This window comes from Methylomonas sp. 2BW1-5-20 (assembly GCF_052474515.1).
Map to the genome: position 1 here is coordinate 573,667 of NZ_CP184127.1, position 19,891 is coordinate 593,557.

Below are 19,891 nucleotides of genomic sequence, written 5' to 3' on the forward strand. Positions count from 1 at the left end.
TAGCGTTGAGGCTTATGCGTTAAACCGGGTTATTCGAGCCGCGCTGTTCGTAAAAATTATTGGTAAATTCGTCGAAGCTGTGGGTTTCTATCGCATCCCGTAAACCCTGCATCAGTTCCAGATAGTAGTGTAGGTTGTGTATGGTATTTAATCTGGACCCCAGCATTTCCTTGCATTTGTCCAAATGCTTTAAATAAGACCGGGAGTAGTTTCTGCAAGTGTAACAGCTGCAGTTTTCATCCAGCGGACGCGTGTCGAACTGGTATTGCTGGTTCCTGATTTTGATGACGCCGTTGCGGGTGAATAAATGGCCGTTGCGGGCATTTCGGGTCGGCATCACGCAGTCGAACATGTCGATGCCGCGGCGCACGCCTTCCACCAGGTCTTCCGGGGTGCCGACACCCATCAGGTAACGCGGTTTGTCGACCGGCATTTTGCGATGTATCGCATCCAGGGTGGCCAGCATTTCGTGTTTGGGCTCGCCGACCGACAAACCGCCGATCGCGTAACCGTCAAAGCCGATATCGGTCAAGCCGGCTATCGATTCCTCGCGTAGCTGCGGATACATGCCGCCCTGCACGATGCCGAACAATGCGGATGAATTACCCTCGTGCGCGCGTTTGCTGCGTTCCGCCCAGCGCAAGGACAGCCGCATTGAATCGGCGGCTTCTTGATAGGTGGCTGGGTAGGGGGTGCATTCGTCGAAAATCATCACAATGTCGGAACCCAGGTCGCGCTGCACCTCCATCGACTCTTCCGGACCCATGAAGATTTTGCTGCCGTTGACCGGCGATTTAAAGGTCACGCCTTGCTCGCTGATTTTGCGTAACGCTCCCAGGCTGAATACCTGAAAGCCGCCGGAGTCGGTCAAAATCGGCTTCTGCCAGCGCATGAAATCATGCAGGTCGCCGTGAGCTTTCATCACATCCATGCCGGGCCGCAGCATTAAATGAAAGGTGTTACCCAGGATAATTTGCGCGCCCAACTCAGTTAAATCCTCCGGCGTCAAAGACTTTACGGTACCGTAAGTGCCAACCGGCATAAAAATCGGCGTTTCCACGATACCGCGGGCGAAAGTCAGTTGGCCGCGCCTAGCGTGGCCGTCGGTGGTTTTGAGTTTGAATTCCATGGAAATCCGGCAAGCGTAAAAAAGCCCGGAATTATCCGGTCTTTTTGCCCGGCAGACCAGTGGAGTTATGGATTAAGACCGGGAAATACGCCTGGAGCCTATTTAGCTACCAAAATTTGTCAACAGCATGTCAATAACCGCGGAGAAATTTGACGAATCACCAGCATCTTCCTTATAGAAATCTTACGAATCTGTTTTTTTTGTTTATCATTCGCGCGCCGCTATAAGTGAAAGCGAATCAGCTACAATGTTAAGCAATGCTTCCAAAGAAAACTTCAGTCATGCCAATTGCGGAGTGAATATGCCAAAGGGCACTACCCAGACGATTCTGATCGTTGACGATTCGCCGGAAAATTTGGCGGTGCTAAGCGAATTGCTGCAGCCGTTATATAGAGTACTTGTGGCAACCTCGGGGCAGAGAGCGCTGGAAATGGTTGCCAAACAGCCGCATCCCGATTTGATTTTGCTGGATGTGATGATGCCGGGCATGGACGGCTATCAAGTATTCGAACGACTAAGGGCGGATCCAGTTACCAGGCCGATTCCGGTAATATTTGTCACGGCGATGGACAGCATGGAGTCAGAGTTGCACGGCTTGGATGTCGGTGCTGTCGATTACATTACCAAGCCCATCCTACCGCCTATTATTCTGGCGCGCATCCGTACTCAACTGGAGTTGAAACAGGCGCGGGATTGGCTGCGCGACGAGAATTCTTATCTGGAGGCCGAAATCGCCAAACGGATGAGCGAAAACGAATTGATTCAAAAAGTCAGCATTCGCGCTTTGGCGCATCTGGCTGAAACTCGGGACCCGGAAACCGGCAACCACATTCTGCGTACCCAGGGCTATGTGCAGCATTTGGCGCTGGCTTTGCAAAATCATCCGCGCTTTGCCTCGATATTGACCGATCATTATATTGAATTGCTGACACGTTCCGCTCCGCTGCATGATATTGGCAAAGTCGGTATTCCGGACGCTATCCTGCAAAAACCCGGCAAACTGACCGCGGAGGAATGGATAGTGATGAAGACCCATGCCAAATTGGGTAGCGATGCGATCGAAATGGCCGAACGTGATGCGACACGGGAAGTGGAGTTTTTGGTTTTGGCCAAGGAAATTGCGCATTGGCACCACGAAAAATGGGATGGTAGCGGATACCCGGACGCTTTGGTTGGCGATGCGATCCCGGTATCGGCCCGAATTATGGCTTTGGCCGATGTCTTTGATGCGCTGATTTCGCGGCGCGTGTATAAGGAACCCATGGCAATCGATCAGGTAAAAGCGATTATCGCCGAAGGACGCGGTTTACATTTCGATCCGGATATGACCGATGCATTTCTGGCCGATTTCGGCGTGTTTGGCGATATTGCCGCGTGTCATCTCGATTCCGGCGTGGAGTAAAGACTAATGTCCCAAGCCGCTCGCATCATGCTGGTCGAAGACGAAGAAATCATCGAGATTATTATTCGGGATTTGCTTGCCGCCGAAGGTTTTCAAGTTACGGTTTGCAACAATGGCGTAGCGGCATGGGACAGATTGCGAAACGATCCCCGCTACGATTTAGTGCTGCTGGACAGAGGCTTGCCCTTGATGGACGGGATAGAGTTGTTGAGCCGGATAAAAGCCGAGCCGGCGCTAGCCCGGATTCCGGTGATTATCCAGACCGCGCGCGGCGATAAGATGAGCATTCAGGAAGGCCTTAGCCAAGGCGCTTATTACTATTTGACCAAGCCGATCCAACCCGAAATATTGTTGGCGGTAATCAATGCCGCGCTCCAACAAAGCCAGGAATTGCAGGAGATGTTGGAAAATGTCAGCCGCGTCGAACAGTCGCTGACATTTATTCGCGATTGCAGTTTTTGTTTTCGCAGTCTTGAAGAAGGCCGACTAGTGGCAAATTATCTGGCTAAAGCTTGCCCCGAGCCGGAACGCGTAATTCAGGGCTTGCAAGAGCTTTTGATTAACGCCGTCGAACACGGTAATTTGGGTATTTCATATGCTGAGAAGGGAGAGTTGTTACTTGCAGGTACTTGGCAGGAAGAAATTCAACGGCGCTTGGCGTTGCCGGAGTTTGCCAGCCGGGTTGTAGCGGTTCATTTTCAGCGCCAGCCTGACAAATTGGTCTTTACGATTCGAGATCAGGGCCAAGGTTTCGATGCGAAGGATTTTCTGGATTTCTCGCCGGAACGCGTTTTCGATCTGCACGGTCGCGGTATTGCCATGGCTAGGATGATGAGTTTCGATTATCTCGAGTATCAAGGCAACGGTAACACGGTGTTGGCCATAGTGAACGGTGTTTCCAAGCCTTGCGAGTTAGTTAGTTAATCCTGCTTTGAAGACCAATATGCCAGCCGATAATGACCGTTTAACATTAACCTCGGTCAGGCGCAGCAGGATAATTGCCATTGTATTGGTATACGCCATTTTTGCCGCCATTTGGATATTAGTCTCCGATCGCTTGATACAGCGGTTTTTTACCGAACCGGACCAAATCATGCTGGCGAGTATGCTTAAAGGCTGGTTTTATGTGGCCATTACCTCCTTGCTGCTCTATGGTTTGATGCGTCGCTGGTTCCTCGGCAATCAGGAACCTAAAGTTGGTATACAGAGTTCTCGACGTTTGCTATTGCCTTTAGCTGTCTTGGTGACCGCTATTATTGCCTTGACGGCTACCGGCATTTTTTACACGCTTCAGCAACACGAACAAGAAGAATTGGGGCGGATCCAGGCCATAGCCGGCCTCAAGGCCCGGCAAATCGACGATTGGCTCAACGAACGCTGGGGCGATGCGGACTTTATCCGGACCAGCGAGCTTTTCGTCGAGCAGTATCAACGTTGGCAGATCAATGGCGATATGCAAAGCGCCGAACGACTGCAACTGCGATTGGACCAATTTCGTCAAAGCCGGCGGATTTTTGCGATAAGCCTACTCAGTCCGCAAGGTAAGCGCTTATGGGGGTCCACGGATGCTCCTATCGAACTTAATGCCGCTGTGTCGGCCGCCGCGCAGCTATCGACAAGCCGTCGCCAAGTCCAACTGGTCAATCCTTACAGGGATGGCGCTGGGAAAGTGCTATTGGATTTTGTAGTGCCGCTGATGGCGCAGCCGGTTTCGGCGCCATTGGTTATTCTGCATATTAATTTGCAAGATTGGCTATTCCCTGTCCTGGCAAACTGGCCGGTGGTCAGCGACAGCGGAGAAACTTTTTTGTTGCGGCGCGATGGCGACGAGGTGGTTTATCTCAGCCCGTTGCGGTTTCGGCCTGATGCTCCGTTATCGCTACGGTTGCCAATCAACACGAAAAACCTGTTGGCCAGTCAAGCTGTTATCGGTGAGGTTAAATTTGGGAGTGCCCTGGAGGGCAGGGAATATAACAATTTTGCCGCGCTGGGCATGGCGCAGGCTATTCGCGGCACCGACTGGATGCTGTTAACCAAATTGGATAAGGTCGAAATGTATGGCAAGGCCAAAAGCGAAGTTGTCTGGATTGCTTGTGTCGGCTGCTTGACCCTGTTTATTGCGTGCGCCGGTTTTTATGTCTTGCGGCAGAGCCAGAGTTTGGCGTTGGTGCAGGCCATTCAGGAGTCGCAAGCGGAACGGCTCCGTGCGCTCGACTTGCTGGCCGCCATATCCGACCTTTCTACCGATGCCATCTTCGCCAAGGACGTCGATGGACGTTATATCCTGTTTAATACCGCTGCCAGTAACTTCGTAGGTGTGCCGATTGAAGAGGTATTGGGTAAGGACGATAAAACGATATTTCCGCAGCAACAAGCAGAGCATTTGCAAGAAGTCGGCCGCCGGGTGATGGCCGAAAATATCACCTTAACTCAGGAAGAAACGCTCGACACCCAATTCGGCCCCCGAGTGTTCCTGGCCACAAAGGGCCCGTTATGTGACGCCGACGGCAAGGTGATAGGTGTGTTCGGTATTTCGCGCGACATTACTCAACGCAAGCAGGCCGAGATCGAATTACGCGAGAGCGAAGCCCGCTTTCGCGGCTTGGTGGAACAGTCTCTGGCCGGTATTTATATTATTCAGGACGATCGTTTCGCTTACGTCAATCCGGGTTTTGCCGCTATCTTCGGCTATCAGGATCCGATGGAGATTATAGCGGGCAAATCTGTCGCCGATCTGGTTAGTCCGAAGGACCGCGCTACGGTGTTGGAAAATTTGCGGCGGCGAATCGACGGTGAAATTCGCGATTTGCATTATTGCTTCGAGGGGATGCGTCGCGATGGCCAATATATCGACTTGGAGGTACATGGGCGTAGCTTTGAGTATCTGCAACGGCCCGCTGTTATAGGGTTTATACTTGATGTCAGCAGCCGGAAAGCTACCGAGGACGCTCTGAGCCGGCAGGCGGACGAGTTACAAGCGCGTAATGAAGAATTGGAACGCTTCAATCGCGCCATGGTGGGACGCGAATTGGACATGATTAAACTTAAACAGCAGGTCAACGCGTTATCAGATGAACTTGGCCGCTTGCCGCCGTATACGCAGACTTTTCTAGCGGATGCCGAGCAGTCTTCCAAGCCGAGCGATCCATGAGCCGCGCTGGCCGGCCGGACTACGATTTACCAACACAAGCCCGATCGTTCTATTTGCGGCGGAGAAAAACGGCAAATCTGTTTGCCGTGTTGTTTCCCGTCCTCGCGCCGACCGTTCTCAGCTTATTGCCGCAGCCTTTCGGCAATTGCCCGCTCATCATGCTGTTTTTGTTTCCGGTAATCGTCAGCGCCTGGTTAGGAGGTTTAGGGCCTGGGCTGCGGGCAACCGGAATGTCGGCAATCGTCTTCTGTTATTTTATGCTTGCGCCGTTTCATGGATTGGTAGTTGCCACCGAATCCGGTGCTCTTGAATGGATACTACTGATTTTCTGTAGCTTATCGATTAGCCTGATGAGCGAATTTATGTTGTATTTGCGGCAACGACGGCATCGATTATTAGGGGGCGAGGACGGGCTGCGGCAAAAAGCGAAAGCCTGTTCCGGAATCGGGCCATGGCGTGGCGGAAAGCGGACATGAATGCACTCAAGCAACAGATGAACCGGCTTTCGTTACAACTACGACAAGAACCGCTGTATCCGTTGGCCGTCCTAACGCAAGATGGTTTGCGGGAAGCAGTGGGCGCCAAGTCATGAAATTTGCCGTTCGCGGGCTGAGTCTGGTCTTGCCACTGCTGGCATTGGGCCTGCAATGGATGCTGTGGCCCTGGATTTCTCCCTTCGTCTGGTTTTTATTTTTCCCGGCTGTATTCTTCAGTGCTCGGCTGAGCGGTTTTTGGGGCGGTTTGACCAGTACTTTGATAAGCGTTGCTTTAGTTTGGTATTTTTTCATTCCGCCGCAATTGAGCTGGGCGATCGAGAAACCATCTAATATCTATGCGGCGATCATGTTTCTGGCCATGGGCATTTTATTCAGCGATACCCAGGAGCGTTTGCGGCGGGCGCAGCAGAACACCGAAATCGCGCTGGCGGAAACCCGGGCGGCGAAAGAGACTTTATCCGGGCTTTATCAGCGTTCTTTGGAATTGGATAGACTCAAATCCGAGTTTTTTGCCAACATCAGCCACGAACTGCGCACGCCTTTAACTCTGATTATCAGCCCGCTGACGCGGCGGCAGGCGGCGGATGATCTGCCTGAAGAATTGCGCCGGGAAGACGAAATGATCTTACGCAACGCGCGACTCCTATACCGTCAGGTCAGCGACTTGTTGGATGCGGCCAAATTGGAAGCCGGCCAGATGGACATTGAGTACGCGCGTATCGATATCGGCGGTTTAAGCCGGACCATAGCGGCACAGTTTGCTTCTCTGGCGCGGGAGAAGGGTATTGCTTATCGGATTGACGTGCCGGAGCAGCTAATCTGCGAAGCGGATGGCGAAAAAGTGCAGCGCATTTTGCTCAATCTGCTGGCCAATGCATTCAAGTTTACGCCCGATAACGGTCGTATTCATATCGGTCTGCGACAGGAGACCGGTAGTATCCTAATTGAGGTGGCGGATAGCGGCCCAGGCGTGCCGGAAGCCATGCGATCCCTGGTATTCGAGCGTTTCCGGCAAGTGGAAGGCGGCGCGCAACGCCGATTTGGCGGTACCGGCCTGGGATTGGCGATTGTCAAGGAGTTTGCCGAATTGCATGGCGGTTCGGTATGGCTGGGAGACGCACCGGATGGAGGGGCCTTATTCCTTATCCGCATACCGCAAATGGCACCGCCAGGCTGCACGATTCGGGATTCGGCCAGCCGGCTCGATCTGCTTTTGGAGCATCGCCCCGTGGATGAAGCCAACGGTTTCACACGGAATTCGGTTCACGCAGGCGCCGGCGAAGCCAGCGCCTGCGCGCCGCTGATTTTGGTGGTTGAAGATAATATCGATATGAACGCGTTTATTGCCGAGACGCTGCGGCCATACTACCGAGTCGCCAGTGCCTATGACGGCCGCGAGGGACTCGAGCGCGCCTTGGCGTTGCGCCCGGACTTGATACTCTGCGATTTAATGATGCCGCGGCTGAGCGGCGACCAGCTGGTGGCGGAACTGCGCCGGCAACCGAGCATGTTGGAGGTGCCTATCGTGATGCTGAGCGCCAAGGCGGACGATCAGCAACGTATAACCATGCTCGAGAACGGGGTACAGGATTATCTCGGCAAGCCGTTCATGGTCGATGAATTGTTGGCGCGGGTGAGCGGGCTGGTTTTAGCGCACAGGCGCAATGCCGAAACCTTGAGTCGGAGCGAGGCGCGGTTTGCAGCCACTTTTGAGCAAGCGGCGGTCGGCATCGCTTTGGTGGCGCCGGATGGCCGTTGGTTGCGGGTTAATCGCAAATTGTGCCAGATTGTTAGCTATTCTCACGATGAATTGATGTTGTTGGGTTTTCAGGATATTACTCACCCGGACGATCTGCAAACCGATTTAAATTACTTGAACCAGTTGGTCGCCGGGGTCATAGAAAACTATGCCATGGAAAAACGCTATATTCGCAAGGATGGCCGGTTGGTCTGGATTAATTTGACGGTGGCGTTGACGCATAAAGCGGACGGCTCGCCGGATTATTTTATATCCGTGGTGGAAGATATCACCGAGCGCAAACAGATTGAGGAAAGCCTGAAGAAATCGCGCGCGCAGTTAGTCGCCTTCATCCAGCATGCGCCTGTCAGTATTGCGATGTTCGATCGCGATATGAATTATTTATCCGTTAGTGGTCGTTGGTTGCAGGACTATGGCAGAGGGCGCGCCGAATTGGTTGGTTGCAATCATTACGAAGTTTATCCCGATATGCCGGTGGAATGGCGGCAGGTGCACCGCCAAGGCCTGGACGGTGAAACCGTGCAGAACGACGAGGATCAGTGGATACAGGCCGATGGCAGTAAACGTTGGTTGCGCTGGGCGGTATTGCCGTGGACCGACGAAAACGGCGAGATCGGCGGCATCATAATCTCGACCGAAGATATTTCTGCTGCCAAGTTTGCCGAGGAGGCGGTGCGCCAACTAAATGCCGATCTGGAACACCGTGTTCTTGCCCGTACCGCCGAACTTAGCGCGGCGAATCGAGAACTGGATAGTTTTGCCTACGCGGTTTCGCACGATTTGCGGGCGCCGTTGCGCGCCATGAGCGGTTTTAGTCAAGCGCTGATTCAGGATTATGGCGACAAATTGCAGGGCGAAGCCGCTGTGTTCCTTGAACAAATAGAATTGGCCAGCCGAAAAATGAACGATTTGATCGACGGCTTATTGGCGCTGTCCCGCACCAGCCGCGGCGAGTTACGCCTTGATCGGATAAATCTTTCTGGGCTTGCAGCGCAAATTTTGGCGGAGCTAAAGCAAACCGAACCCGAACGTAACGTCCGGCTCGAAATAGAGTCCGGCCTGTTAGCGAACGGCGATGGCCGTACCATAGAAGTGTTGATGCGCAATCTATTGGGTAATGCCTGGAAATATACGGCAAAGACCGATGCCGCCTGCATTCGGGTTTATACGGAACAAGTGGATGGTGGGAGGCGTTTCTGCGTGGCGGACAATGGGGCCGGATTCGATATGGCGCACGCCGGCCGCTTGTTTCATCCATTTCAGCGCTTGCATCGCCAGGAAGAGTTTCCGGGGATAGGCATCGGACTGGCCACGGTACAACGAATCGTGCATCGGCATGGCGGCACCATCCAGTCTAGCGGCGAACCGGGCAAGGGTGCAGTTTTCTGCTTCACTTTATCGGAGTTTCCCGCCGGACTGACGCGGGACAAAACGGAGGCAATATGAGCGACGCCAAGACTATCCTGTTAGTGGAAGATAATCCTCAGGATGAAATGCTGACCCTACGCGCGCTGCGCAAAGCGAATCTGGCTAATCAGATTGATGTCGTGCGGGACGGCCAACAGGCCGTGGATTTTTTGTTTAAAGAAGGCGAGTTTTCCGGCCGCGAAGGCCCGGCGTTGCCGACCGTGGTACTGCTCGATATCGGTTTGCCCAGGCTTTCCGGTCTGGAAGTGCTGGAAAAACTGCGTGCCGACAAACGGACGGCACTGTTGCCTGTGGTCATTCTAACCTCCTCCGACGAAGAGCTTGACCGGTTGCAGAGTTACCGGATCGGTGCCAATAGTTTTGTCCGCAAGCCGGTTTGTTTTGCGGATTTCGCCGAGACCGTGGCGCGATTGGGGGTCTATTGGCTAGCGACCAACGAGCCGCCGGTTTGACTTTGATACGGGTATGAATGCCAAGTTGAACATACTGATAATTGAGGATGTTGTAACCGACTTTCTGTTGGTGCAGCGTCATTTGCGGCAGCACGATCTGACAAACGAGTGCCTTCGTGTCGATAGCGAGGCGGCCTTAAATTTGGCATTGCAGCGCGAATGGGATTTGGTGCTGTCGGATTACAACGTACCCGGCATGGATATCCGCGCCACGCTGCAACGTATCCAAGCTTATCATCCCGACCTGCCGGTTATTCTGGTATCCGGCAGCGTCGGCGAAGAAACCGTCATGGATCTGCTGCGGTTGGGCATGGTGGATTTTGTATTCAAGGACAATCTGATTCGCTTGCAGCCGTCCATCCGCCGCGCGATTCAAGAATGCGATGAACGCCGTAACCGAAGGGCCGCCGAACAAGCCTTGCGCGAAAATCAAGAGCGAGCGTTGTTGGAGCAGCATCAGGCGCAACTGGCCGCATTGAATTTGATGGAGGACGCGATCGCTGCCAGGGTTAGCGCCGAGGCCGCGGTAGAAGCCCTGCGCGAGAGTGAGCGGCGACTGTTGATGGCGCAGGAAGGTGCCCACATTGGTATATGGGACTGGGACATCCAGAGCGATAGAGGCTATTGGTCACCGGAATGCGAACGGCTTTTCGGCGTACCGGTCAGTGGCAGCTTGCACAGCAATCAGGAATGGCTGGTGCATGTGCATCCGGAAGACAAACCCTTGATCGATGCTCAGTGGCGAGAACATATCCTGCGGGGAGAACCGTTTCAGGTCGAGTTTCGTTACCTGTTGGATTCCGGCGAAACCCGCTGGCTGGTCAGTATGGGGCGCGCTGAGTACGACGCCGAGCGCAAGCCGATAAAGCTGTTTGGTATTAACCTGGATATCACGCAACGCAAACAGGCCGAACAGGAGTTGCGCAAGTTAGCACAAGCCGTGGAGCAAAGCCCCACCAGCATCATTATTACCGATTTGAAGGGTGACATAGAGTACGTCAACGAGGCGTTTACGCGGATCAGCGGGTATAGCCGCGAGGAAGTTATCGGCAAAAATCCTCGATTGCTTAAATCCGGTAAAACGCCGCCGGACACCATTGCCTCGGTTTGGCAAACCATCCGCCTCGGTCAGACCTGGAAAGGCGAGTTTTTTAATAAGCGCAAGGACGGCACCGAATATGTGGAATTTGCCATCATCATTCCGATTCGGCAGGCGGACAGCACCATTACCCACTTTGTTGCGGTGCAGGAAGACATCACCGAGAAAAAGCGGGTCGCGGTAGAGTTGGAGCAGTACCGGCATCATTTGGAGGATTTGGTCGCCAGCCGTACTGCCGAACTGGAATCGGCCAAAGCATTGGCCGATTCCGCCAATCAGGCCAAAAGCGCTTTCCTAGCCAATATGAGTCACGAAATTCGTACGCCGATGAATGCCATCATCGGTCTCAATTATTTGTTGCGGCAAAATAACCCCACTCCCGAACAAATCGAACGCTTGGACAAAATCGACACCGCCGCTCAGCACTTATTGTCCATCATCAACGATGTGCTGGATTTGTCCAAGATCGATTCCGGCCGACTGGAGCTGGAACAAACCGATTTTGCTCTGGCGGCGGTATTGGATCATATTCGTTCCATCATTGCCGATCAGGCTAAAACCAAGGGCCTGACAGTTGAAGTCGACGGCGGCGACGTGCCGCTTTGGTTGCGCGGCGATCCCACGCGTTTGCGGCAGGCCATGCTCAACTATGCGACCAACGCGGTAAAATTTACCGAGCATGGTTCGATTCGTATGACGGCGAGGGTGTTGGAAGAAAGTTCGGCCGGATTGCTATTGCGGTTTGAGGTCAGCGATTCCGGCATCGGTATCGAACAGGAAAAGCAAGTCGCGTTATTTCAAGCCTTTGCCCAGGCCGACGTATCCACCACCCGCAAGTACGGCGGTACAGGTCTGGGGTTGGCGATCACCCGGCGTTTGGCCGAAATAATGGGCGGCAACGCCGGCGTGGACAGTACGCTCGGTCAGGGCAGCACCTTTTGGTTTACCGTACGTGTGCAGCGCGGCCATGGGGTGGTTCCGGCGATTGACAGGGAAAAAACATCGGATGCCGAGATGTTGTTGCGGCGAAATTATGCCGGCGCCCGCATACTGTTGGCCGAAGACAACCCGATTAATCGCGAAGTGGCTTTGGAGTTATTGCACGGCGTCGGACTGGCGGTAGACACCGCTGAAAACGGCTTGATTGCGCTGGAAAAAGTCCGCAAAAACGACTACGACTTGGTGTTGATGGATGTACAGATGCCTGAGATGGATGGCCTGGACGCCACTAAAGCCATCCGCGAGCAGCCGAGTTATGCGCCGTTACCGATTTTGGCGATGACGGCAGCCGCGTTCGAGGAGGATAGGCATATTTGCCTGGCGGCCGGTATGAACGACTTTGTCGCCAAACCAGTCATACCGGAAGACTTATATGCGGCTTTGCTGGGTTGGTTGGAGCGCTCCGGATCGCGGCGGCGTCGGACCGATAAAACCAGGCAAGCTATTCAGTACCGGCAAAATAGTAGCAATCCAACGCCGGAATTCGCGGCGCTGCGGGCCATTGGCGGATTGGATATTACGCAAGGCTTGGCGGTGGCAAAGGGCGATGCTACTAAGTATGCACGCTTGTTAAGAATGTTTGCTGATTCGCACGGCGAAGATATGCGGCGAATTCAGGCCTGCCTGGCCAACGGCGATTTCGAGGAGCCAAAGCGCCTGAGCCACAGCTTGAAGGGCGTTGCCGGCACCCTGGGCGCGCGACGGGTTGCGGAACTGGCGGGGAAGTTGGTTCAAGCGATCGGCGAGCATGTCGATATAGCCGAATGTATTGAGTTGGCCGGGCTATGCGATATCGAGTTGAATACATTGACGCAAGACATTTTGGCGCTGTTCGATCCATCCTCGCCGGTCGAACAGCACGCAGTGGACATTGATCAGGAAAACTACGCCCTGTTGCTTGCCGAACTGGAAAGCCTACTCAATACCGGGGATGCTCGGGCAAGTCGTTTGGCCCGAGAATCCGCGGCACTATTAAGCGTGAAACTGGGTAATTCTTATACGGTTTTTACCCGGCAAATGGACGCTTTCAACTACCAAGCCGCGTTGCTGACCTTGCGGAATGCGGAAAATTAAACAGGTTTGCCCCGTGTAAAGCCGCAGTACGGACTGCGGCATTTTAGTGTCGATGAGACTGAGCCGCCGCGATTACAGTTGCGATTGCAGATAATTTTGCAAACCGATGATGTCTATCAAACCCAACTGTTGTTCCAGCCAGTGGGCGTGGTCTTCCTCGGTATCGTCCAGCATCACTTCCAGAATTTCCCGGGTCTGGTAATCGCGAACGCTTTCGCAATAGGCGATGACTTTGCGCAAGTCCGCCACTACCTTATATTCCACCGCCAAATCGTTTTTCAGCATTTCCGGTACGGTGGCGCCTACCGCCAAGGGTTCGCGCTTGGATAAATCCGGTATGCCTTCCAGAAACAAAATCCGCTTGATCAATGCGTCGGCGTGGCCGGTTTCGTCTTGCACCTCGTGATTGATGCGTTCGTAAAGTTTGCTGAAGCCCCAGTTTTCATACATCCGGGAATGAATGAAATATTGATCGATAGCCGTCAACTCGCCGGCCAGTAATTCGTTTAAATGCGCTATGACTTGTTTATCGCCTTGCATCTGCGGTCCCCCAATAAAGTTTATAGATACGCTGCCGGCTATGGTAATACAAACAAGCCCACGCTTCCTGGGTTTTAAAGGCTTGATGCGGCCGCTAGCCTAGCGCATCGGTTTTTGTTCCGGTCAAATTAGTTGAGTTAGCGGTGTAATCTGAGTGCATTGCTTACGATACCGAAGCCAAACACTTGCTTTATATCGTCGGCTAGCCGTTCGATGTCGCCGTTGGCGATGAAAACCAGCCGCCCGCGCTTGTCTTCAGCGGCGCGGGACGGCAGCGCGTATGGGGGATAAAGGCGATTGGCGGCGGCTTGGATCGAGATCGGCTCGGCGGTGTCCGGCGTATATACCACGCCTTTGACGCGCAGCAAATCGACCGGATGACGCGCTAACAAGGCTTGCAGGATCGCTTCCAGTTGCGGCCAAGGCAGCGGCCGATCCAGATGCAGCGAGATGCTGCGGAAACCATGAGCCGGCACTGGGTTATCGGCGGGTAGGCGGCGTATCGTCGGGCTTGTTATCGCCGACAAGCTATCGGCGTATGTGTCAAGGCCTGTCCGGTGCCTGGGTGTGGCCGGCGCAATGAGCGGCAGGCGCCGATCCAGCGCAATTTGTTGTTGGTCGGTAGCCAGATCGGCGTGCGTCAAAAGCAAACTATCCGCCCAAGCAACCTGGGCGCGAGCCTCCGCGAAACGATCCAGTTGCTCGATAGCCGACGGTATCGCCAGCGTGGTGACAACGCTTTGCAAACGATAACGGCCGGACAGCCAGCGTTCGCGCAACAGTGTGTCCAAAATCGGCTCCGGGCTGGCGACGCCGCTAGCCTCGATAATCAGCCGTTCGAAAGGCTTGCTTGCAGCTTGCTCCCAAGCCATCCGCAGGTTTTTTAAGGTCGGCGCCAGCGTGCCTTTTACTTTGCAGCACAGGCAACCGCCGGACAGTACCGTCAGCGGTAGATTTTGGTTTGCCAGCAAATCCTGATCGATAGGCATTTCGCCGAATTCGTTAATCACCACGGCGGTCTTCACCCCATCCGCCAGCAGCCGGTTCAGCAACGTGGTCTTGCCGCTGCCGAGGAAGCCGGTAATGAGAATGACGGGGATGGCTTGAGGCATGTTAAATCCAAAATATGGCGCTTAGTTGCGAGAAGCGAATTTATCTGATTCGCTCGCCGTCTTCCCGCAATTTGCGCAATTTCCGCGCCCTGGCTGTTTCGATTAACGGTCTGAGCCGTTCCGAAACGCGGCACCAAGCCTCGTCCGGGTTCGCGGCGGAGGTAATCCACTCCTCGGGTGCGCCTTGAATTTCGGCAATGGGTAAGTCCTGCCAGTCGGTTTTTCTCAGCCTGATCGGCATGATGGTCTTCTCGCCGCGCCGGTGGGCAGCCAATGCCGTCTCGAACTCCTGCAGGTAGCAAAAGTCCGAGTTGACGAAGTCTTGGCTAACCAAGCACAACACAATATCGGCCTGTTCCAGTTGTTGTAGAATTTCCGGGCGCCATTCCGCGCCGGCGTCGATATCGCGGTCGTGCCAAAGGCTGAGTTTTTGCAAACGCACCAATGGCGACAAAGCGCTTTGCAGGGTTTTGACGTACGCCAAATCTTTGTGCGAGTACGAAACGAAGGCTCTGACCGGCACTTGCTGATTTTCATCGCGCATCGCAGCCTCTTCAATACCGTCCAACAGCGTGGCGAGGGGAATACGCTTTTTCAGTTCCTTAACGAAAATGTCGGTTTCGCCGGCTTTTTCCGCTTCGAACAATTCGTCGTAATCCTTGTAGCCGTCGCAATCCGGTACCGGCACCCGCTCGACGAAATCCAAACCGGTAAAGTCAGCGACGATTTCCTTTACAGTTTCCCGGATATAACTCAGCAAACGCCGCCGGTCGGCACCGTAAATATCGATCAATAATTGTTGATCTTCCCTGTCCCAACGTACCCTCGCCAGCGCGCCGAACACCGACGGTTTGTGCAACACCATGCCGGTACGCCAGCGTTCTTCGCCGCGAATAAAGCCCTGTAATTTCACCATCAGCCGAGGAAATACGCTGTTTGGCAATAACGCCGGGAAATGCATCACAAACCGCAGCAAGGCCCCTTCGACCTGAAATTCCGGCGCGCTGACCGGCAATAATTGCGGCACGATAAAATCGCTGGGGCCGATGGGGAAGCACAACTCGAACTCCTGCATCACCCGCACGATGTAATGCAGTTTGTGCTTAGGGTAAACGAATTCGCGCTCGTTAGTGTTGTGGCTTTGGTAGCGCGGATCGTTGATTACCGTATCGAAATCGGCTTCCCGCAGTAAGCCGCCGCGTTCGGCGACGATGCCCGAGTTGATGATGCGATACACGCCGTTGGTCAGCCACAGCGGATTCAGGATTTGGGTGTCGAAGTACTGCAGGTTGCGGAAATTGATCAACACCCCCAGATCGTGCAGAAATTGCAGCAACACGTCCTGGCTGAGCGGGCGGGTGACGCCTAGTTCCTGGCACACCCGCCGATATTCGGCGGATTCGATGTAGTCGTAATCTTGCTGCATCTGCACAAAGCGCTGCTTCACCGCCAACCAATGCGCCGGAAACGGCGTGCGCCGGGTGTCGGCCTGTTCGATTTGCCAGCGCAAGGCCTCGCGAAACTCGATAAAGCCCGGATGCTCGGCTTGCGCGCAGGATAGCCGGTAAAAGCCTTGAATACGCGGGTATTTTTCGACGAGGCTCTTGCGCTCGACTTCGAAGGACGGATTTTCGTCGATCTTGTTCAACACCACCAACACCGGCGAGCGGCCGCCGAAGCTGTCGGCGTGTTTCAGCCATTTTTCGGCTTGGTCGTCGTTGCGGCTGTTGAGCACTAACACGTACACGCTACGCTGCGACAGAAAAAACTGGTGGGTGGCATGCATCACTTCCTGACCGCCGAAATCCCATAAATGCGCGGTGACTTGCTCGCCGTCGCTCATCTCAAACGGCACCTGGCGGATGCGGATGCCGTGGGTCTGGCTCTCTTGGCTGTCGAAGGCTTCGTTCATCAGCCGTTTCACCAGCGAAGTCTTGCCGGCCGAGGCTTCGCCGAGGAAGATCACTTTGACTTCGTTCAGCCGCTCGCCGTCGTCCGCCAATTCCTCGAAATAATCGCGCACCGCCTGCGGCGACTCGCGGGCGATTTCGACTGGCGGGCAGATTAGCGGACAATCTCCGATACAAATGACGGAATCATTCTCAAAAAATGCGTTGGAATTCCAAGACACATCTATTCGATTTTGAATAAGGCCACGTAGCGGCCAAAGATCGGTAATTTCAGTAAGGCCTACATCCAGCTTTTTCAAATTGTGTAAGCCGGTCAAAGGTGTCAAATCGCTGATTTGGGTGCTGTAGCAGTCAAGCTGCTGTAGTTGCGTTAAGTCCGCCAGCGGCATCAGATCGCTGATTTGGGTGCCGGAGCAGCCGAGTTACTGCAACTGGATCAGGCCCGCCAACGGTGTCAAATCGCTGATTTGGGTCGCGAAGCAGGAAAGTTGCTGCAGTTGGGTCAAACCGGCCAGCAGGGTAAGGTCGGCAAGCTCGGAATTAAAACTTAGATTTAACGACTGCAGCCAAGTGCATTCTTCAAGCTGCTCCGGCAAATAGGCTAAATCGCAGTGGCTTAGATCCAGCTCCGGACTTTGCGTCAACTTGTTCTCGGCGATACGCCGCAAGGCTTCTTCGGACATACAGACAGTTCCTTTGATAACGGTGCCGATAATCTACCACGGATACCGGCCGAATTTAGTTTCAGTGGCTAGGCGCGGTTTATTCAGTGCACGGTAGAAGGAGTTCTCGGGGAACGCAGGAGAGTGTTTTGTCATTGGCAAAAGCCGCCTGCAATCGGAGCTTTTGTCGCGGAATCCGCCGTTCCGATATCTTTACAGTTACGGTCTTGCCCACATATGCTTTATACACGGATAGACGTGTCGCTCACTCAGCGACTTGACAGGACGCCAACGCCTCCAGCATGTTCTGCCTGGGCAGGTTGCGGCCGATGAACACCAGCCGCGAGCGGCGGGTTTCGTCGGCCGGCCAGGGGTTGCCGACGGTTTCGGTCAGCAGCATGTGCACGCCTTGGTAGATGATTTTATTGTCGCAGCCGGCGATGTTCAATATTCCTTTGTAGCGCAGCAGGTCGTTGCCGTAGTCGCGCACCATGATGTCCAGAAAGGCCAGGATCCGGGCGGCGTCCAGTTCTAGTTCGGTGCGGAATACGAACGAGCCGATGTCGTCTTCGTGTTCGTGGCTGACGTCTTCCAAAAAATCCGGTTCGATTTTCAGAATGTCGTCCAGATTGAAACCGTCGATATCCAGAATATCGTGCAGCTCGGTCGCGCCGAAATGCACGCGCTTGATCGGCGCTCTGGGGTTCATGGCTCGCAAGCGGGATTCCAGGTCGGCAATGATTTCCGGTGCCGCCAAGTCGGTTTTGGACAGTAAAATTCGGTCGGCGAAGCCGACTTGTTCCTGGGCTTCGTGATGCTCGCGCAGTTGCTGATGCGCATGTACGGCGTCGACCACGGTGACCACTGCATCCAGTTTGAAGTTGTCGGCAATGTCCGTCTCGATAAAAAAGGTTTGCGCGACCGGGGCCGGATCGGCCAAGCCCGTGGTTTCGATGATTACCCGCTCGAAATCTAGATCGCCGTTTTCGCGCCTTTCGGACAATTCGCCGAGGATACGCACCAGGTCGCCGCGCACGGTACAGCAGATACAGCCGTTGTTCATAGCGACGATTTGCTCGTCGGCTTGCACCAGCAGCTCGTTGTCGATGCCGGCTTCGCCGAATTCGTTTTCTATCACCGCTATGCGGCGGCTGTGGTGTTCGGTGAGGATACGATTCAGCAACGTGGTTTTGCCGGCACCAAGAAAACCGGTCAGGATGGTGACCGGCACTGGGTAGTTCAATTTGGCTGTAGCGGACATTAGGAGTCTCCGTTCAAGTGCTGGGGTTAACGTCGGCTCGGATAGCACAGGCGCAGGGTACAGCGGGCTTGAGCTAATTTCGCGTCCTGGGCGTTGATCAGGTTGTTGCCGTCCAGGTCGCGGACGTCGTTGGCGGCGGCATGCGGCGCGTTACTGGCCGCTGCCAGAATCAGTGCGATGTCGATGCGGTCGATATCGCCGTCCAGATCGACATCGCCCAGGACCGGCACGCTGAAGGTGACTTCATCGTAGCCCGGATTGGCGCCGTCGTTTACCGTCAATTTGAAGGTGTAATTGCCGGTTTGCAGCGGCAGGAAACGCGGCGTCGCGGTCGCCGCGCCGACCAGCGTCACCGTCGGGCCTTGGGTTTGCTGCCAGGCGTAGCCGAGCGGATTCGGGCCGGGTTGCGGATCGCGGCTGGCATTGCCGTCAAGAGTCACGCTGCTGTTGAGCCTGACCAAGCGGTCCGCACCCGCATTGGCTACCGGCGGTTGTTGCGGCGGCGGCGGGGGAGGCGGCGGGAGGGTGTCGACCAGATCGAGCAAGGCGGCGGAATAATCGGTGGCGCTCAGGCCGGCGTTGAACAATACGTAAAGCGGGTCGGAGGCCAGACTACGTTGGTTGGACAAGACTTTCAGTTCCAGCAGATAAGCGCCGACCGGGCCACCGGCGACGCCGACGGCGCTTTCCAGAAAGAAGTTTAAATGGGTGTGCAGGCTGCCCTGGCTATTGGCGGCATCGACAATCATTTCGGCTTTGCCGCCGATGCCGCTACCGTTAAAGAAGGTGAAGCTTTCCTGGCCGCTGCTGCCTGGCGCAAAGCAAAACAATTGGCCGCCGCATTGGTTGTAATCGGTGATCACCGTCGCCGGATCGATGCCGCCGGCCAGTTTGATGCGGACATTACCGGGTGCGTCGGCCCAGGCGCCGGCGGTACTGCCCCAGTAGCGCAATTTGCCGGTGGCCCGGTAGCGCACCAGTTCGCCGGGATTCAGCATGTTTTGCACGGCCTGGAAGCCCGGATTCGGGGTTTTATTGGGGCCGCCGGAAAAGTCGCGAAAATCGCTCAAAAACACCATTTTGCCGGTGGCGCCTTCGATCGGCAGCGTGTTCGGCGGTAGATTCAGGCCGGCGACCAGTTGCGCCAGATCACAACCGACCGCGCCCGGCGTGCGGCAGAAGCCGGCGGCCATACTGTCGCCGTCGCCCCAGATTTCCACGTCCAAGTGCACGGCCTGTGCCGGGGCGGATACACCGAGTAAGAAAGCCAACGCGGCTGCTAAATGCCCGAACAAGGGGCGGGGTGGGGCGAATTGGCGGAACGGCAACACGACGGCGGATGCGGCCGTGCTTAATGGGCGATGAATCGAAGAAGGCATGGGTTAAACTCCTGGATAGTAATCCGGTTAACGGAAA

At 54.8% G+C, this 19,891-nt stretch carries 14 protein-coding genes; 7 read left to right on the forward strand and 7 right to left on the reverse strand.

The features are described from left to right. Nucleotides 1-19: 19 nt before the first annotated feature. Nucleotides 20-1,129 carry a tRNA guanosine(34) transglycosylase Tgt gene (gene tgt, locus ACH50O_RS02540; protein WP_446810490.1) on the reverse strand — a complete coding sequence of 370 codons (1,110 nt, stop codon included), beginning with the start codon at nucleotides 1,127-1,129 and terminating at the stop codon, nucleotides 20-22. 301 nt (nucleotides 1,130-1,430) lie between these two features. Between tgt and ACH50O_RS02545 the strand changes: the two genes are divergently transcribed. The 7 genes from ACH50O_RS02545 to ACH50O_RS02575 all read left to right on the forward strand — a co-directional run bounded on the left by ACH50O_RS02545 (nucleotide 1,431) and on the right by ACH50O_RS02575 (nucleotide 12,990). Further along, entirely contained in the window at nucleotides 1,431-2,531 is a 1,101-nt protein-coding gene (locus tag ACH50O_RS02545; protein ID WP_446810491.1) for a response regulator, read from the forward strand. A 6-nt stretch (nucleotides 2,532-2,537) separates the two neighbouring features. Then, nucleotides 2,538-3,455 carry a response regulator gene (locus tag ACH50O_RS02550; protein WP_446810492.1) on the forward strand — a complete coding sequence of 306 codons (918 nt, stop codon included), beginning with the start codon at nucleotides 2,538-2,540 and terminating at the stop codon, nucleotides 3,453-3,455. A 19-nt stretch (nucleotides 3,456-3,474) separates the two neighbouring features. Continuing rightward, entirely contained in the window at nucleotides 3,475-5,682 is a 2,208-nt protein-coding gene (locus tag ACH50O_RS02555) for a PAS domain-containing protein (RefSeq protein ID WP_446810493.1), read from the forward strand. Continuing rightward, complete coding sequence (locus ACH50O_RS02560; protein WP_446810494.1) at nucleotides 5,679-6,158, forward strand: DUF4118 domain-containing protein; 480 nt, start codon at nucleotides 5,679-5,681, stop codon at nucleotides 6,156-6,158. The genes ACH50O_RS02555 and ACH50O_RS02560 overlap by 4 nt, the downstream gene beginning before the upstream one ends. A 112-nt stretch (nucleotides 6,159-6,270) precedes the next feature. Continuing rightward, nucleotides 6,271-9,384 carry an ATP-binding protein gene (locus ACH50O_RS02565; protein ID WP_446810495.1) on the forward strand — a complete coding sequence of 1,038 codons (3,114 nt, stop codon included), beginning with the start codon at nucleotides 6,271-6,273 and terminating at the stop codon, nucleotides 9,382-9,384. Continuing rightward, a complete protein-coding gene (locus ACH50O_RS02570; RefSeq protein ID WP_446810496.1) occupies nucleotides 9,381-9,818 on the forward strand; it encodes a response regulator in 438 nt (145 codons plus the stop codon). The genes ACH50O_RS02565 and ACH50O_RS02570 overlap by 4 nt, the downstream gene beginning before the upstream one ends. A 25-nt stretch (nucleotides 9,819-9,843) precedes the next feature. Beyond that, nucleotides 9,844-12,990, forward strand: a complete 3,147-nt coding sequence (locus ACH50O_RS02575; RefSeq protein ID WP_446810497.1) for a response regulator — start codon at nucleotides 9,844-9,846, stop codon at nucleotides 12,988-12,990. Between the two features lie 72 nt (nucleotides 12,991-13,062). On the opposite strand, the gene bfr is transcribed toward ACH50O_RS02575, so the two are convergent. The 6 genes from bfr to ACH50O_RS02605 all read right to left on the reverse strand — a co-directional run bounded on the left by bfr (nucleotide 13,063) and on the right by ACH50O_RS02605 (nucleotide 19,854). Next, nucleotides 13,063-13,530, reverse strand: a complete 468-nt coding sequence (gene bfr, locus ACH50O_RS02580) for a bacterioferritin (RefSeq protein ID WP_446810498.1) — start codon at nucleotides 13,528-13,530, stop codon at nucleotides 13,063-13,065. Between the two features lie 137 nt (nucleotides 13,531-13,667). Next, nucleotides 13,668-14,642, reverse strand: a complete 975-nt coding sequence (locus tag ACH50O_RS02585; protein ID WP_446810499.1) for a CobW family GTP-binding protein — start codon at nucleotides 14,640-14,642, stop codon at nucleotides 13,668-13,670. Nucleotides 14,643-14,682: 40 nt separating this feature from the next. Continuing rightward, nucleotides 14,683-16,941, reverse strand: coding sequence for a COR domain-containing protein (locus tag ACH50O_RS02590; RefSeq protein ID WP_446810500.1), 2,259 nt, complete (start codon nucleotides 16,939-16,941; stop codon nucleotides 14,683-14,685). Between the two features lie 33 nt (nucleotides 16,942-16,974). Further along, the gene (locus tag ACH50O_RS02595) at nucleotides 16,975-17,235 is read right to left on the reverse strand and encodes a leucine-rich repeat domain-containing protein (protein WP_446810501.1); all 261 of its coding nucleotides are present in this window, start codon (nucleotides 17,233-17,235) and stop codon (nucleotides 16,975-16,977) included. A 244-nt stretch (nucleotides 17,236-17,479) separates the two neighbouring features. Beyond that, nucleotides 17,480-18,475, reverse strand: coding sequence for a CobW family GTP-binding protein (locus tag ACH50O_RS02600; protein WP_446810502.1), 996 nt, complete (start codon nucleotides 18,473-18,475; stop codon nucleotides 17,480-17,482). Nucleotides 18,476-18,501: 26 nt separating this feature from the next. Beyond that, complete coding sequence (locus tag ACH50O_RS02605) at nucleotides 18,502-19,854, reverse strand: PKD domain-containing protein (RefSeq protein ID WP_446810503.1); 1,353 nt, start codon at nucleotides 19,852-19,854, stop codon at nucleotides 18,502-18,504. Between the last annotated feature and the right edge of the window lie 37 nt (nucleotides 19,855-19,891).

Bases quoted from the DNA above. Each gene is read 5' to 3' on its own strand.
- tgt (WP_446810490.1), bottom strand. From the start codon at position 1,129: ATGGAATTCAAACTCAAAACCACCGACGGCCACGCTAGGCGCGGCCAA.
- ACH50O_RS02545 (WP_446810491.1), top strand. From the start codon at position 1,431: ATGCCAAAGGGCACTACCCAGACGATTCTGATCGTTGACGATTCGCCG.
- ACH50O_RS02550 (WP_446810492.1), top strand. From the start codon at position 2,538: ATGTCCCAAGCCGCTCGCATCATGCTGGTCGAAGACGAAGAAATCATC.
- ACH50O_RS02555 (WP_446810493.1), top strand. From the start codon at position 3,475: ATGCCAGCCGATAATGACCGTTTAACATTAACCTCGGTCAGGCGCAGC.
- ACH50O_RS02560 (WP_446810494.1), top strand. From the start codon at position 5,679: ATGAGCCGCGCTGGCCGGCCGGACTACGATTTACCAACACAAGCCCGA.
- ACH50O_RS02565 (WP_446810495.1), top strand. From the start codon at position 6,271: ATGAAATTTGCCGTTCGCGGGCTGAGTCTGGTCTTGCCACTGCTGGCA.
- ACH50O_RS02570 (WP_446810496.1), top strand. From the start codon at position 9,381: ATGAGCGACGCCAAGACTATCCTGTTAGTGGAAGATAATCCTCAGGAT.
- bfr (WP_446810498.1), bottom strand. From the start codon at position 13,530: ATGCAAGGCGATAAACAAGTCATAGCGCATTTAAACGAATTACTGGCC.
- ACH50O_RS02585 (WP_446810499.1), bottom strand. From the start codon at position 14,642: ATGCCTCAAGCCATCCCCGTCATTCTCATTACCGGCTTCCTCGGCAGC.
- ACH50O_RS02590 (WP_446810500.1), bottom strand. From the start codon at position 16,941: ATGCCGCTGGCGGACTTAACGCAACTACAGCAGCTTGACTGCTACAGC.
- ACH50O_RS02595 (WP_446810501.1), bottom strand. From the start codon at position 17,235: ATGTCCGAAGAAGCCTTGCGGCGTATCGCCGAGAACAAGTTGACGCAA.
- ACH50O_RS02600 (WP_446810502.1), bottom strand. From the start codon at position 18,475: ATGTCCGCTACAGCCAAATTGAACTACCCAGTGCCGGTCACCATCCTG.
- ACH50O_RS02605 (WP_446810503.1), bottom strand. From the start codon at position 19,854: ATGCCTTCTTCGATTCATCGCCCATTAAGCACGGCCGCATCCGCCGTC.